The sequence below is a fragment of the Sulfitobacter dubius genome, assembly GCF_900113435.1.
Lineage (GTDB): Bacteria > Pseudomonadota > Alphaproteobacteria > Rhodobacterales > Rhodobacteraceae > Sulfitobacter > Sulfitobacter dubius.
The window spans coordinates 1-15,163 of sequence record NZ_FOPG01000005.1 but is presented as its reverse complement, the minus strand read 5'-3'; the positions used below and the strand labels follow the sequence as shown (position 1 = coordinate 15,163).

General features: G+C 55.4%; 14 protein-coding genes and 1 pseudogene. 9 read left to right on the top strand and 6 right to left on the bottom strand.

Annotated features, from left to right (window positions below):
• Nucleotides 1-123: 123 nt before the first annotated feature.
• The 4 genes from BM229_RS17095 to BM229_RS17080 are packed head-to-tail and all read right to left on the bottom strand — an operon-like array spanning nt 124 to nt 4,287.
• Nucleotides 124-1,371, bottom strand: a complete 1,248-nt coding sequence (locus tag BM229_RS17095; RefSeq protein ID WP_093928862.1) for an MFS transporter — start codon at nt 1,369-1,371, stop codon at nt 124-126.
• Nucleotides 1,368-2,783, bottom strand: coding sequence for a class I adenylate-forming enzyme family protein (locus BM229_RS17090; RefSeq protein ID WP_093928861.1), 1,416 nt, complete (start codon nt 2,781-2,783; stop codon nt 1,368-1,370). Before BM229_RS17090 ends, BM229_RS17095 begins: the two co-directional genes overlap by 4 nt.
• Nucleotides 2,780-3,592, bottom strand: coding sequence for an enoyl-CoA hydratase/isomerase family protein (locus BM229_RS17085; protein WP_093928860.1), 813 nt, complete (start codon nt 3,590-3,592; stop codon nt 2,780-2,782). The genes BM229_RS17090 and BM229_RS17085 overlap by 4 nt, the downstream gene beginning before the upstream one ends.
• 14 nt (nt 3,593-3,606) lie before the next feature.
• Nucleotides 3,607-4,287, bottom strand: a complete 681-nt coding sequence (locus tag BM229_RS17080) for a TetR/AcrR family transcriptional regulator (RefSeq protein WP_167360291.1) — start codon at nt 4,285-4,287, stop codon at nt 3,607-3,609.
• Nucleotides 4,288-4,432: 145 nt separating this feature from the next.
• Between BM229_RS17080 and BM229_RS17075 the strand changes: the two genes are divergently transcribed.
• The 9 genes and pseudogenes from BM229_RS17075 to BM229_RS17035 all read left to right on the top strand — a co-directional run.
• On the top strand, nt 4,433-4,969 hold the full coding sequence (locus BM229_RS17075; protein WP_244152258.1) for a TRAP transporter small permease subunit: 537 nt from the start codon (nt 4,433-4,435) through the stop codon (nt 4,967-4,969).
• Complete coding sequence (locus BM229_RS17070) at nt 4,966-6,267, top strand: TRAP transporter large permease (protein WP_093928858.1); 1,302 nt, start codon at nt 4,966-4,968, stop codon at nt 6,265-6,267. The genes BM229_RS17075 and BM229_RS17070 overlap by 4 nt, the downstream gene beginning before the upstream one ends.
• Before the next feature lie 66 nt (nt 6,268-6,333).
• Complete coding sequence (locus tag BM229_RS17065) at nt 6,334-7,380, top strand: TRAP transporter substrate-binding protein (protein ID WP_167360290.1); 1,047 nt, start codon at nt 6,334-6,336, stop codon at nt 7,378-7,380.
• A 103-nt stretch (nt 7,381-7,483) separates the two neighbouring features.
• A complete protein-coding gene (locus tag BM229_RS17060) occupies nt 7,484-8,026 on the top strand; it encodes an OsmC family protein (RefSeq protein ID WP_093928856.1) in 543 nt (180 codons plus the stop codon).
• Between the two features lie 168 nt (nt 8,027-8,194).
• Entirely contained in the window at nt 8,195-9,007 is an 813-nt protein-coding gene (locus BM229_RS17055; protein ID WP_276326655.1) for an enoyl-CoA hydratase, read from the top strand.
• A gap of 138 nt (nt 9,008-9,145) precedes the next feature.
• Nucleotides 9,146-10,303, top strand: coding sequence for an iron-containing alcohol dehydrogenase (locus BM229_RS17050; RefSeq protein ID WP_093928854.1), 1,158 nt, complete (start codon nt 9,146-9,148; stop codon nt 10,301-10,303).
• Between the two features lie 119 nt (nt 10,304-10,422).
• Nucleotides 10,423-11,541: an enoyl-CoA hydratase/isomerase family protein gene (locus BM229_RS17045; RefSeq protein WP_093928853.1), complete on the top strand. Its 1,119-nt coding sequence runs from the start codon at nt 10,423-10,425 to the stop codon at nt 11,539-11,541.
• Nucleotides 11,542-11,574: 33 nt separating this feature from the next.
• Nucleotides 11,575-12,483: a DMT family transporter gene (locus BM229_RS17040; protein ID WP_093928852.1), complete on the top strand. Its 909-nt coding sequence runs from the start codon at nt 11,575-11,577 to the stop codon at nt 12,481-12,483.
• Between the two features lie 221 nt (nt 12,484-12,704).
• Nucleotides 12,705-13,520: pseudogene (locus tag BM229_RS17035) on the top strand (transposase); the annotation flags it as partial.
• 263 nt (nt 13,521-13,783) lie between these two features.
• Here BM229_RS17035 and BM229_RS17030 read toward each other — a convergent pair.
• A complete protein-coding gene (locus BM229_RS17030; protein ID WP_093928851.1) occupies nt 13,784-14,791 on the bottom strand; it encodes an alpha/beta hydrolase in 1,008 nt (335 codons plus the stop codon).
• Between the two features lie 5 nt (nt 14,792-14,796).
• The gene (locus BM229_RS17025) at nt 14,797-14,982 is read right to left on the bottom strand and encodes a zinc-binding dehydrogenase (RefSeq protein WP_420855264.1); all 186 of its coding nucleotides are present in this window, start codon (nt 14,980-14,982) and stop codon (nt 14,797-14,799) included.
• Nucleotides 14,983-15,163: the final 181 nt, after the last annotated feature.

Below are 15,163 nucleotides of genomic sequence, written 5' to 3'. Positions count from 1 at the left end.
TTAATTTACCCAGAGATCGACTTTTTGTTGCCCGTAAGCAGACGCCTTGTAGTGCTTTCGGCGGCGGTTTTGCGGAAGGGTGATCGTTTGGTAGCTTGATCACGTATGCATCGTAGTGATCCGTCATATCGGAAGTTCCTCCTCTAAGGTGGTTGACCTCGATCTCAGGTTGGATTGGAGTAAAAGCCCATCCAGTCGGCGCATCGCTTCGATCCCTACGAGAGGTCCAACGCCAAAGATTGCGAGAGCTGCGGGCCAACTAAACGAGGCGGCTAAAATGGGGGCCATCTGAATCGTCAAAACGGTAATAAGAAAACCGAGCGCCGTCTGTAGTGTCATCAGACTGCCGGACTTTCCTGCGGGAGCAGCATCTGCGACAAGCGCTGAAAAGAGAGCACTATCGGGAATGATGAAAACTCCCCATAAGACAGCAAATATGACGGTCAATTCTGGTGAATGATTAAAACTAAGGGCCGTGCAAAAACCGAATGAAGCACTGAGCCCCATCGTGGCACCCGCAATCTTTGCTTTGCCGAACCTGTCGGCAAGAGCTCCGGTCGGGATGCAGAAAATACCCCCAATCGAAATCGCGATGAAAGTGGCTAGCCGCGCCATATCTGGCGCGTTCGCGATGCCATGCTCCTGAAAAGACACCAAGAGTGCAGCGGCAATCCAAGCCCAGAAGGCATAGAGTTCCCACATATGGGCAAGGTAACCAGCGAATGCCAATCGAACCGGTCGAAGGGTCCAGGCAAGAGTTAAGTCGCGGACCGAAAAAGCAGGTGCTCTGGTATGATACGGGCCGAGCTTCATTGTTAAGATGAGACCAGCAGCGCTGAGGGCGATCGCACTAGCGAGCAACACAGTAAACTGCCAATTGGCTCCACCAAGTAACGCCAAGCCGTGTGGCATGGCGGAGCCGAGCGTCAGGGCGCCTACCAGCAACCCGACCACAAGGCCCCGTCGTTTCTGCGTCCAGCTGACCGCCAGCTGTATCCCAACCGGGTACACGCTGGCGAGGCAGAGGCCGGTTGCAAAGCGTAGGACGATTTGTATGTTCCCAGCAGGTGGTGTGAAGACGAGCGCGGCAGTTGAGATCGCGGCCAACGCCGCCCCGATGGCAAAAACACGGCGTGGGTCGAACCTGTCGGGTATCCCAAATGCCGCGAGCGCGAGGGCGCCCACGACAAAACCGATCTGAACAGCTGCAGAAAGCAGCCCGATCCGCCAAGGATCGAGGTTCGTACCTGCGCTCAATTCTGGCAAGATCGCGTTAGAGACAAACCAAAGCGACATCGCACCAATTTCGGCAAAGATCAGTATGCCGACATTAGGAATGATACGCCGTGGAGATGTTGCGGCGTTTATCATTCCGCCTGCCCTTGCTCCAAAATTAGTCGCCGCAAAGCATTTCGGTCCGACTTTCCGGTATTGCCCAACGGCAACTCTTGTCCGAAGTGGATGACATCGGGCAGCTTGAACCTTTCCAGGCGGGGCACAGCCCAGTCCAGCAGCTCGGAAGCGGCCAGCTCTGATGCCTCGGTGGGAACGATCAGCAAATGAATCGCCTCACCAAATCGCTTGTCGGGCACGGCCGTCGCCAGTGCGGCGGACACATTCGGATGCTGCTGAAAGGTAGTTTCGACTTCAAGTGGCGAAACCTTATTGCCGCCTCTGTTGATGAGTTCTTTGATACGGCCAGCCAACACAACCTCGCCGGTCGAAAGGATCTTTGCCTGATCGCCGGTACGAATCCATCCTTCGCGCAGCGTTTCCGCAGAGAGCTCGGGCATTTCCAGATAACCGAGCATATTGTACGGGCTTCTGATGAGTAGTTCGCGGTTGTCCGGATCGGTTGCTACTTCGACGTCTGGAGAAGGAAACCCGAGGCTGTTGCCGCCGTTATCGGGAGCCTGATCCCGACGGAACAGGTCACATGTGCCAGTTTCGGTCAGGCCATAGATGCTATTGATCGTGGCGTGCGGCCAAGATTCGAACAGCGTTTGTCGTAGACGGCTGCCGACAGCTTCGCCGCCCGTTAGCACTTGAAAGGACTGTTCCGAAATGGCCGAGCCTGCCAACATGCGCAACATAGTTGGGACGGCTGCCAGGTAATTGATCTCGAATCTTTCGAGTTTTCGTGCCACCCAATGCGGACTATATCGGCTCGTCATGTGAATTGTGCCTCCCGACATCAGGGGTAGGAACGTGGCCCATTGTCCGAAGCTGAAAAGCAGTTGCAGCGGAACCAGCGCGACGGGCGCGGACTGTAGATTAATGGCAATGCGGATAGCGTGGTACTTCGCCGACACACGTTCGCGTGCCAGAACGACACCTTTGGGAGTTCCTGTTGAGCCAGACGTGAAGGTCACGAAGGCGGCACCATCAAGTATGGGGCGATGCGGAGGCGGCCGATTGGAAATCTGTTTTATGCGTGGTTCGGGTGCCACTGCCGGATCCGACGCATCAAGATAAAATCGCGCACCGGTAATTTGCCGAACATGATCAATGTAATCTTGATGAGACTTATGGTGGATGGGCACCGCTACTGCCCCGGCGCCTATGACGGCAAGAATTCCGACGACGTCATTCGCATCGCCGCAAATCGCGATTAAGATAGGTTCTCCGCCTTTGGCCCCGCGCCCTTTTAAATCGCGCGTGAGGCGGACGACCTGATTCTGCAACTCGGCCATCTCTAAAAAGCCAGTATCATCGTGAATTCCGCCACTGCGGGCGCACATGATGGCTTCATAGAAGTCTTGTGTTTCAGCTGCCTGGCTCAAGTGCTGAACCTCTCGTCACGCCATGCTAAGGCACCCTTCAAGCCACCCACACGCAAAGCTTCGAGAAACGCCTTCTTGTCCGGGCTGCCCTCGGCTTCGAGCTCCAAGTCGATTTCAAGCGACCTTTCCAATGCCCTCGACATCCCCGCGATATCCATGGTCTCGTTGATCTGTGCTTTCGTACGCCGGATCACCATCGGATCGACTACGGCTATTCTACGCGCGTGCTCCATCGCAACGCTCAGAACCTGATCGTCTGGCACTACTTCATTTACCATTCCGATCGCTTCGGCCTCCCGTGCGCTCAGAGTGTCCCTTCCGAGAAAAGAAATTTCCTTTGCCTTCTTTGGGCCCACGATCCAAGGCAGGAGCATCACCACGATGCCTGCGCCAAACTTGACCTCCGGCTCTCCAAAAAACGCGCTTTCTGCAGCGATCGTGATGTCGCAGGCCATCGCCAGCTCACAGCCGCCAGCTAGGGCAGGTCCATTTACAGCGGCAATGGTCGGTTTTGACAATGTCCAGAAGCGCATCACACTGTCAAAATCACGGCGAAGAATAGGGGCCCATTCGTCACGACCTTTCGGCGTTCGCGCCGCCTGATCCTGTAGGTCGAAGCCCGGCGTGAACGCCTTGCCTGCGCCCGTGACCACAATTACGCGACACGAGGAGCTGGACTCGGCTTCATCGCAGGCTGCGGTTAGTTCAGACAACATCGGCTGGCTCATTGCATTCAGTCGCGAAGGCCTGTTTAGGGTCAGCACCCAGACTGGTCCTTGCCGGTCGAGCGCTATCGTTTCAAATTTCATTTTCTTACCCCTATTTATGGTTTTGTTCCGGTCGAATCCCGCATGACGCCGATTGAGCGGATGCCACCGACGACATAGGGTACAAGGGTTTTCTGATATCCGTCGTAGTCGACATCGAGACCGTCATCTCCAAGCAAGCCGTTGATGCGACTGTCATTTGTTGTCGACCCGTAGAGACCGGCGAGGAGGAATTGGAATGCACGCACGCCATCTACTTCCGTAAGTGACGGGACTGCGCGGCGGATAGCCTCTATGTACCGATGTGCGGTCGGATTGTACCCTTCGGTAATCGCTTCTGCGAGCTTGGCGTCCCACACATTCCGCCCAATGAAGAGCGCATAGCATCGCCAGCCGGGATCATCACTTTTGAGCTTGGCAAAATAAGGATCCAGAAACGCGCGGACGATAGGTTCGAGTTCGCACCCTGCAGGGCCGACGAGACGTTCGTAGGATTCGAGAAGCTGGGTACGCTCTTCGCTTATGGCGCCAGCGCGGCGCAGGATGACGGCGTTAATGAGCTCATCTTTCTGCCCGAAATGGTACGAAATTTGCCCAACGTTTGCATTAGCAGCGGCGGCAATTTCTTTGAGAGTAACGACTTCATAACCCCTCGTAGCAAAAAGACGCTCCGCGGCATCAAGCAAGTTGCCGCGTGTTGCTACATTGTATGAACTGGCTCGCTTGGTGTTTGCCATCATTTGCCCCAAAATCGTGTCTCTATATCGAATTTGGACGACAAATTAGCATTTGACAAGTGGTTTTTTTTCGAAAAACATAGCTACCATATGAAATTCGAGGCCAAAGCATGGAGGATGCTTCGGTTTTGAGTTGGGGGGAGCCATGAAAATATTACTTTTGGTCGACAAACTTAACTTGCTCGTCGGTCGAACTGTTAGCTTCGTCGTTTGGGTCGGAGCTGGGGTTTTGGTTTGGGAGGTCGTGTCTCGCTATGCGTTCGACAGCCCCACAATCTGGGCGCACGGGTATACACAGCGAATTTTTGCATCTTATTTTATCTTGATCGGCGCATACACGCTTCTGCGTGGCGGTCATGTCAGGGTCGATATCTTGATGATTGGAAGAGGGCCTCGAACGCTCGGAGTTTTCGACAGTCTTAATTATATTTTCCTGCTGATTTGGACGTCAGCGCTGACTTACTCCGGTTGGGAATTCTATCAAGAAGCTCTGCTTTGGCAAGAAAAAGACGATAGCGCCCTAGCCCATCCTCTCTGGCCCGTGAAGTTGATTCTTGTGATTGCGACCGGCCTAATCATGCTTCAGGCAATTGCGGGTCTTATCCGGTCCCTGATCGCCGTCGCAGTCCCATCAACATACCGAAGCACCTGCGAAGTTGATGCGGGGAGTGTATCGTCATGAGCCCTGAGCTTCTAACCATAGGTATGTTCGGCGGCTTGATCGCCGCGATCATTTTGGGTGTGTCACTGTCTTTCGCAATGGGCGGCATCGCAGTCATCTTCGCTTTGATCCTAAACGGTCCACCAGGAGTCTTTTCAGTAGTATCGAGCACGTTTGGCAACATGTGGTCGATACTGCTCTCAGCGATCCCAATGTTCATTGCAATAGGTATCGCCCTTGGGCGCTCCAAGATCGCCGAGGATCTCTATCAAGCCTTCTATCTCTGGTCAGGGCGGCTCAATGGAGGCCTTCTTGTAGGCACTTCAGGCTTTGCAGCCGTGCTTTCCGCTATGACTGGGAACTGTTCCGCATCTACGATCACCACCGGGTTGGTCGGCATCCCTGCTATGAAACGCCACGGATACGACGATCGCTTCGTTCTCGGCACGATTGGCGCTTCGGGTACCCTGGGCATCCTTATACCGCCGTCTATTACACTTATCATTATCGGGATGATGACAGGGCTTTCGGTGGGAAAGCTTTTTTTCGGGGGTTTAATTGCCGGGCTTTTCATCCTGATTGCCTTTATCACCTACGTAGTAATCAAGGCAAATCTGCGGCCCGACCTCGCACCGGCTGCAAACGTCGCGGCGCCTTTCAGCGAAAAGCTAAAGGCGCTAAAGTCAGTTCTGCTACCGCTTCTGATCGTGCTTTCAGTACTTGTCACTATCTTCCTCGGGATCGCGACGCCCACCGAAGCTGCGGGCGTCGGCGTCGCCGCCGTTCTTTTTGCGGTCTGGTTGAGGGGCGAACTCACCTTCGATTTTATCAAGGCAGTAAGCTACGATACCGCATCGGTCACCGGAATGGTCGTATGGATCATTTTTGGGGCAGGGGCTTTCGTTTCGATATACTCCAGTGGCGGCGGGATTGCCTTCATGGTCGATCTACTGCGCAACTCAGAACTTGAGCCTTGGATGCTCATCGTCCTCATGCAGCTTGCTGCGCTTGTGCTAGGAATGTTCCTCGATCCGGTAGGTATCATTCTGCTGACGCTTCCGATCTTCTATCCGATCGTTGTCGAGCTCGGCTTTGATCCGATTTGGTTCTGCGTGATTTTTCAGCTGAACCTCTGCATCGGGTATATTACGCCGCCGTTCGGGTACAATCTGTTTTACCTCAAGAGTCTGAGCCCAGACACGCCGATCACCGAAATCTACCGTTCTGTGCTGCCGTTCCTCGGCATCATGCTTGCCACCGGTGCGCTTCTGCTCGCCGTCCCTGAAATTCTGATTTCATTAACCCAGATGATGGACTGACCGAGCCGCGCTCAGCCATCCCATATCGTCATGCGTGATTTAAGATTAACAAGGAGGAGAACTAAAATGACTGTACCTACAATTAATCGTCGGAGAGTTTTGACCGGAGGCGCGATCGCGGCGGGAACGACTGTCCTATCCGCCCCGGCCGTCTTGGCGCAGGAGCAGATCAAATGGCGTATTCAGAGCCACTGGACACCCGGTGTAGAATATTTTGACTCCATTTATGCCGAATTCGCACGATGGATCACTGAAGCGACCGCGGGAGAAATTCAGGTCGAAACGCTTCAGGCTGATACTGTCGCGCCCACTGGCGAGGTACTTGGCGCACTGCGTCGGGGACTTCTCGACGCCGCGTTCATCTTTCCTGCATACTGGATCGGGCGCATCCCTGTAGCGGGTCACCTCAATGGCAACTTGGCCACCTGGGATAGCCATGAAGAAATGCAGATGTTTTTCTACGATATGGGCGCGCTCGACATTATCCGCGAAGCATATGCCCAGTATGGGATTTATCAGGCCGGACCGATCTCGTTTGCGGGGCTCGCCGTTTACTCCAAGAAGCCGATCGAGACTGTCGAAGACTTCCGAGGGTTCAAAATTCGCTCGACCGGCACCCCGGCAAAAGTTTTTGAAAAAATGGGCGCCACGCCCGTCTTCGTTCCAGGGGGCGAGCTATACCAGAGCCTTCAGACCGGTGTCGTAGACGGTGCTCATTGGGGTTGCGTGTCTACCGGTTGGGGCATGAACCTTCAGGAAGTGACCGAACATATCGTCACACCTGACCTGCTCAGCCATTCCAACGGTGAGTTTATTGTCGGCATGGAGCAATGGAACAAGCTGGGTGACGACCACAAGCGCATCATCGACAACGCAGTGCGTGCAATGAGTGCGAAGGCTAGTGGCCACTTCCGGCACCTCGATTTTAAGCGCATGGACGAGTTCACCAGCCAAATGGGTAAGAACATCTCCCGATTGAACGAGGACGTAGTCACTCAGGTCCGTGAATATTCAATGGAAGTTGTTGACGAATACTCGCAGCAGGATCCCGAATTCTCTGGCCGAGTTGGTGAAGTTCTACACGAATTCATGCGTCTTACTGGCAAAGCCTGATCGGTTTCCTCCCTCCCGCGCTCTCCCGGCGCGGGCCTCCCGCGGGGCGCTCTTTTGTGACGCCGCGGAAATGCAGCAATTATCTTAAACATAGGAGCTAAAAATGCTGAATAAAGTCGATGTCGACGCGCTGGACGGCGCACGCCAAATGATCCGGAAAACACCCGAAGCTGGACTGGCTAAATATGGAGTAAATCTATCTTGGCAGGAGGGTGTTCGTGCAGAGGTCTCGGCCTTGCCCATGTCGCTTGGCGACGAAGAAATTCCGCGAAACTTTACTTGGGTTGTGGATGAACCGCCGCAGCTTTTGGGTGAAAGCAAAGGCCCGACCCCGCAAGAATACCTTATGTCTGGCGTTGGGGCCTGCATCATGGTCGGTTTCATTGTGAATGCGAGCGTTCGTGGCATTGAAGTGCGCAAACTAGATGTCAAAGTAACCGGTGGGTTGGATCTAGCCGGTTTCCTCAACTTGCGGGATGATGCAAAAGTTGAAATGTCAGGGCTGAACTACGAGATTTTGGTCGATTGCGACGCAGATGCCGACACGTTGGCGGAAGTCGAAAAAGCAGCTGTCGGCTTCAGCCCTAACGCGATGTCAGTAAAGAACGGTATCCCGGTGGATGGTTCCGTCAAAAAGGTAGCGTAATTAGCGTGCCTCGTCGGGAGCGCACTCGCACCCGACGAGATCACTTCGCACGGATCGTCGAAGCAATGGTTGAGATGATCTAACTCGAACCCAGAAATACGCTCATTTGGTCCTACGCCGCGCTTGGCTCAGCCATGAGCGGCAGGCTTTTTGCAACCAAAAACTTGAATGTCCAGCTTTACCATAAGAGGTCTTACGATGATTCAACCAGATTATGACACTATTCTCGTCGAAACGCGGGGCGCTGTCGGCCTTATCACACTCAATCGAACCAAAGCGCTTAACGCACTTAACTCAATGCTGTCGGAGGAAATCCGTGCGGCGGTTATGTCGTTTGAGGCCGATGCCGACATTGGTGCAATTGTGATTACCGGGTCGGAAAAAGCTTTTGCCGCCGGGGCGGATATCAAAGAGATGCAGGCGAAATCCTTCGTCGACATGTATTCTGAAGATTACTTCGGGGCATGGGACGCTCTCGCGCGCGCTCGAAAGCCGATCATCGCAGCCGTGCGCGGCTTTGCCTTGGGCGGCGGATGCGAACTGGCTATGCTGTGTGATTTCATAATCTGCGGCGAAAGCGCAAAATTTGGCCAGCCTGAAATTAAGCTCGGAGTTTTGCCTGGGATTGGCGGGACGCAACGCCTGACGGCACTCGTCGGTAAATCGCTCGCTATGGATCTAATCTTAACAGGGCGCATGATTGGAGCTGACGAAGCCAAACAAGCCGGCTTGGTCGCACGGGTAGTTACCGATGACAAAGTTCTCGATACGGCGCTTGAAGCCGCGACAGTCATCTGCAGATACAACGGGCCTTCTGTGATGATGGCCAAAGAAGCCGTGAACATGGCACAGGAGTTGTCTCTTACTGATGGTGTGCGGTTCGAGCGCCGGTTGTTTCAGGCGGCTTTTGCAACTGAAGGTCAGAAGGAAGGCATGGATGCGTTCTTGAATAAACGCGAGCCGTCATTCTCAGGGCGTTGATTGCATGGTGCAGGGTTGACTGTAGAACGCTGCGCCAGATCACCCTGAGCGTTCTTTCAGCCTCGCTCAGCGCCGCCCCATACCCTGAGATCTTAACGAAATATCAAAATCGACGCCCCCCATAGGAGAAAGAAACTAATGCCTAGTATTTTACTGCCGCGTGCGCTGAGAATAGGAGCTGGAGCACTGTCTGAATTGCCAGAGGCGCTGGCGCAAATGGGCCTTACAAGGCCTGTTATCGTTACTGATGACTTTCTTGCAAAGAGTGGGGCCGCCGATCGCGTGCTCGCTATTCTTGAGAATTACGGAATGAATGCCCGTGTTTTTTCTAAAGTTGTCCCGGACCCGACAACCACATCGGTCGATGCTGCTGTCCAGTTTGTTGCAGAAGGTGATCACGATTGTGTCGTCGGCTTTGGAGGCGGTAGCTCCATCGATACAGCAAAAGCCGTAGCCGTCCTTGTCGCGCGAGGCGGAAGCATGCACTCGCTCAAAGCACCGCATCAGGAAAACACTCCCGGTATGCCCATTGTCGCCATCCCGACGACGGCAGGCACTGGGTCAGAGGCAACCCGTTTTACAATCATTACTGACGATAAAACCGATGAAAAGATGCTGTGTGGTGGCATGGCGTACATGCCGTTGCTCGCCATTGTTGATTATGAACTGACAATCACCGCTCCCAAACGGCTTACCGCCGATACCGGAATCGACGCGTTAACACATGCATTAGAAGCTTATGTTTCACGCCTCGCCAATCCATTCTCAGATGCCCAAGCAACCGCTGCCATGCGTGCAATCTGGCCGAACCTGCGCCGAGTGTATGACAACCCCGAAGATCGCTCTGCACGCGAAGCAATGATGGTCGGCTCACTTCAAGCTGGAATTGCGTTTTCGAATGCGTCTGTAGCTCTGGTTCATGGAATGAGCCGTCCGATCGGAGCCCATTTCCACGTTGCCCACGGACTTTCTAACGCGATGTTACTGCCCACTGTGACCGCGTGGTCTGCAGAATCTGCGAAGGGGCGCTATGCCGACTGCGCACGGGCCATGAATATCGTTGCTGATGATGTTTCAGATGAAAAAGCTTCAGAGCTTTTAGTGGAAGCACTACGTGAGATTAACCTCGATCTTGCCGTCCCGACACCCCAATCCTATGGGATTAAGCAATCAAGTTGGATGGGTTTGCTACCCATGATGGCGCAACAGGCTATCGCTTCCGGCTCGCCTGGTAATAACCCCCGCGTTCCGGAGGCTGATGAGATCCAAGAGCTTTATCAGCAAGCCTGGGCCTGACCACTGTACGCGATGGCGAGCCCAGTGTTGAAGCATAGTGTCTTCAACGTTCATTTCCTTATCGTCACAAGCGGCGCTTTTCAAACAACAGCTCTGCGCAATCAAGTTGCGCGGAGCCTATGACAGGAGATTTCACTTTGTTTGCAAATGAGATTGAAGATTACGTCCTTACGGAGCGGGTAGGACATCTCGGAATCATCACGCTGAATAGGCCAAGGGCACTCAATGCACTGAACGTTGAAATGGTGCGAAGCATCGCACGGGCTATCGAACAGTGGGATGGCGAGTGCGAAGTTGACGCCATTCTCCTGCGTAGTGGGTCAAGTCGCGCCTTCTGTGCAGGTGGAGATGTGCGGGCGATCGGCATTCTTTCGAATTCGAATGCCCGTATTGCCATGGGCCGCGAATTTTTTGGTGAAGAGTTCGCATTAAACCAACGGATCAACAGGCTTAAAAAACCATTCATTTCGTTGATAGATGGCGTCGCCATGGGGGGTGGTTTAGGGATTTCTTTACATGGCTCCCATCGAGTTGTCAGCGAAAACGTCAAGATGGGGATGCCCGAAAATCTGATCGGTTACTTTCCGGATGTCGGCGCTACATGGTTTCTAAATAGGTGTCCTGGACATCTCGGCCGGTTCTTAGCGCTCACGGGTACAAACTCGCAGACCGAGGATGCAATTTTCTCTGGATTTGCGACACATCATGTTCCCGCTTCTTCTTTTCAGTCATTGGAGAGCGATCTTGTTGCGGATTCGCGGCTTAATCATGGGGCGGTGGATTCAATTATCCGTCGCCATTGTGCGCCGATCAAAGCGAGTGCCTTCGAAGAAAAAATGGACCAGATCAACGAAATCTTTGGTCAGGATACTTTCGAGGCTATGCTATGCACCCTCGAAAAGGCTGCTGCTGCATGCGCTTGGTTTGCTACCGCGCATGAGACGATCATGCGGTCCGCGCCCACTAGCATTCATGTGACTTGGAAACGCATGGTTGAGGGCCGGAATCAATCGATCGAAACCATCTTGCGGGATGATTATCGTGTGGCCCTGGGTATGGTAGCCCGTGAGGATTTCGCGGAGGGTATTCGCGCCGTTCTGGTTGATAAAGACCACGCGCCAAAGTGGAAGCCGGGAAATCTATTCGATGTTAACGAAAATGGTGTCGAGGCGTTGTTAAAACCCCTAGGAGAAACCACTGACATCGCTGCGGAAGACCTGCAACTGAATACGGCTTAGGCCCTACGTTATAGCTCTTGAAAGGCCAGCTTGATGGATCTCACCGGGAAAAGAACACTTGGACTTTGGGCGGCGCTCGCCACCGTTACGATCTGGGCGGGGTTCCTTGTGATTACTCGGTTCGGCGTGGAGAGCAGTTTTACTGCTGAGGAAATAATGATCCTTCGCCTGGTTCCCGGCGCTCTGGTCATGGCCCCTTTCATGTGGCGATTGGGTGTCATGCCCCGTGGGCAATCTTGGCAGAGGGCTGTAATGCTGATGATCGGGGCCAGCGCAGTCTTTCCCTTTGCCATGTCCATGGGGTTGGCCTACGCGCCCGCTTCTGACGGCGGCGCGCTGGCTCCGGGCACTTTGCCATTCTGGACCGCGCTGGTGGTCTACTTCATGACCGGAGAGGTTCCCGGCTCAGGACGGAGAGTTGGACTGGCGATAATTCTGGCTGGCGCGATTGTCATAAACTTGTGGCAGGTTTTCGCCGGAGCCGAAGAGCATGCTTGGAAGGGGCACGTCATATTTTTGGCCGCATCAGCGCTCTGGGCAGTATATTCTGTAATTTTTCGTCAAAGTGGATTAAGCCCTTTGCATGGGCTCGTCATCGGATCTTTCTGGGGAACGCTGCTTGTCACACCAGTGCTTCTGGCGACTGGAAACGTCAGTTTTTCAGCGGCTAGTTTCAGCGACATCACGATAATGATTTTGATTCAAAGCTTTGCAAGTGGCATTCTGGCCATGTTCCTTTTCGGCTACGCGGTGCAGTGCCTCGGTGCGGCCGAGACTGCCGCCTTTGCAGCTCTGACCCCAATCCTCGCGTTGCTGGGCGGAGCGTTCTTTCTGGGTGAGCTCATTAAACCGTTGAAGGTGGTCGGTGTCGTCATGGTGGCGATCGGCGTTGTCTTGGCGTCAGGTATTGCCAGCAAGTCTCGGCCAACCCTCGCCCCCTGAGCGCCGAAATCTGTTCACAAGGGGGGGGGCGAGGCTTTGACCCTTGGTGCGGAGTATAAATCCAGTGGTTCTCAAGACGGCGAGGTGCGGACGTGTGAACATTCATGGTGTGAGCGATACCTTTCGTGTCGCGAAGGTGGTGGAAATTCGAAGGTGTCGCAATCTCCGGGTAAACTTGCACCCACCCAACCGGCGGCAGCAACCGCCAGAGAGATCACGCCATGAAGAACAATACCGATACTGCCGCACTCTCGCTACTGGCCAATGAAGCGGGCTACGATCCGATCGAGGATCGGCTGCAAGAGAATATCCGCGTCACGATTGAAGCGATCTTCGAAGAGGACCTGGACGCGTTTCTTGGGCGATGCCGTTACGATCGGGCACCAATAAACCTACGGGCTACCAACACGGTCATCGCGAGCGTTAGCTTGTCGGACCTTCGGCGCGGAAACGGTGAGCGTGCCACGCGCCCGCGCCATCGATGAGACCGGCGAGATCACCGAAGGCGCTCAAAGGCGCTGCCGCGCTATCAGCGGCTGACTAAGAAGGCTGAGGCCCTGATTGTTTCGGTCTATTTAGCCGGGACCAACACGCGGCGCGTGAAACGGGCGCTGTATGGGCTGTTTGAAGGGGCGCTGAGCAAGGATGTGAGCCGGTCCTGGCGTAAGGTGAAGGCCGACTGGGACGCTTGGGTCACGCGCATCCTGGCCGATGAAAATATCGTGCGGCTGAATATGGGCGGCAAAAGCAAACCGGACTGGGGTCAGTTTCTCGGCAATCTTGATGCGAGAGGCCTGAAACGACCGGAATTTGTCATTGTCGATGGCGCCCCCGGGTTGGAGGCGGCACTCGTCGCGCTCTGGGGCGAGGAACTACCGATCCAACGCTGCACGGTTTACAAGCACCGCAATCTTCTCGGCCATGCCCCGAAACGCATGCAGGACGAACTCACCGAGGATTTCCGCGACATGATCTATGCCGACACCGCAGCCGAAGTCGGAAACCGTCGCAAGGCCTTCCAGCGCAAATGGCGGCTGACGGTGATATCCTCGATCACCAGATCCGCCTGACCGGCAGCCGCGATATCGGTAGATTTCGCGTGCAGCGATCGGGCCTGCTGAGCGCTCTTCCGCTTCTTCTCGACGGCCCGGACGAAATAGCGCCACTCGCGCCTCCAATGCTGCCAGTGCCTTATGGCCGGTGTCGATCGTTGTGACCCGGAGCACCGCCACGAGTCAGGGAATTGTGATGCCACCGCCCATGGTTCCGGCGCCGATGACGGCGATGGTATTAATCTCCATCAAGACTCTCCTGTTGATTTTGTGGTGCTTCCGTGCCGATGCAGGAACGCATGCACCGCCGAGAAAAGCGAGGGCGCGCGCCGCTCAGCGTTGATGAAATGAGTGCCGTTGCCGATTTCGAGATACTGTTTCTCGGCCGTGCCTAACCGATCGAAAAGCGCGAGCATATCGCTGCGGGTCGACGTGGGATCCTGGGTGCCCCGGACCAGCAGCGTAGGGCAGTCGATCTTGCCGGGATCATAGATCGGCCGGCCGCTGAAACACTCCCACAGATCGACCAGCGTGCCGTTAGGTGCGCAGAACCCCGGCGGCGTTACGGTCCGGGCGGTGGAATCGTCCTGGAGGCTGACGCGGGCCAGCTCTTGCAGCACTGTTTCCTCGCGCCAATCGTCGCCGCCGGGGGGAAGCTGTGCGTTCCAGCGGCGGCGCATATCCTCAGCGGTGATCCGTCTGTGGGGACCTAGCGGGCAGCGCTGCCCGGGTGTTTCGGGATCGGCAAGCTCGGCCAACCACGCCTCGTTGCGCCCGGCAAAGATGGGAGCGTAGAGCACGAGCGATGCGACTTTGTAGCGCCCAGGCCCGGCGACGTAGCGCGCACTGGTCGTGCTGCCCCAAGACCAGCCGACCAATGCGGTGGGCCGTCCGTGACGATAAGTGATGAAGTCCACCGCGGCGCCGATATCTTCGATGGCTTCTGGCCCGGTGCATGCCGGGCCCACGCCGTCTGCGAATGCCCGGGCACGCCAATTGGCATCCCCCGAGCGGCCATAGCCGCGCAAGTCTAGCGCATAGGCCGCAAAGCCCGCCGCAGCGGCGGCCCGGAGCCAGCTAACACCACTGGCGTCGATATCGAACATCCTTCCCGAGAACGTGGCACCATGCACGAACAGGATCGGCGGGCGCTCCGCCGCGTCGCCGCGCGCCGTGAGATGCAGGCGAAGGTCGGGATCGCGCGGCGCGGTGAGCCAATGGATGCGCGCCGCACCTGGATCGGCGGTTGCGGCCATTGCGGTCACGCCACCTTTAAAACGATCTTACCGATATGCTCAGATGTCTCCATCCGCGCATGGGCTTCGGCAGCTTTCTCCAGTGGGTAGACCGAGTCCATCACCGGCGCGATACGACCTGCCTCCAGATGAGGCCAAGCCTCTTTCAGCGGGTCCGTTGCATTAACGCCGCTTCGGCGCAGTAAGAGCAGGAACTGCGATCATCAAGCGGCTTCCGGGAAGAGTTTGGCGACGAAGTCGATCTCGTTTTCAACTCCGGTCCTGCAGCTTTCGAACTGACCCTTGCGGATGGTGCGGAAGGTTTCGATCCCGGCGAGCGCGGCCTTTGCGCCGGCCATGGTCTGGAAGCCACGCATCGGTCGCAGCCGCTGT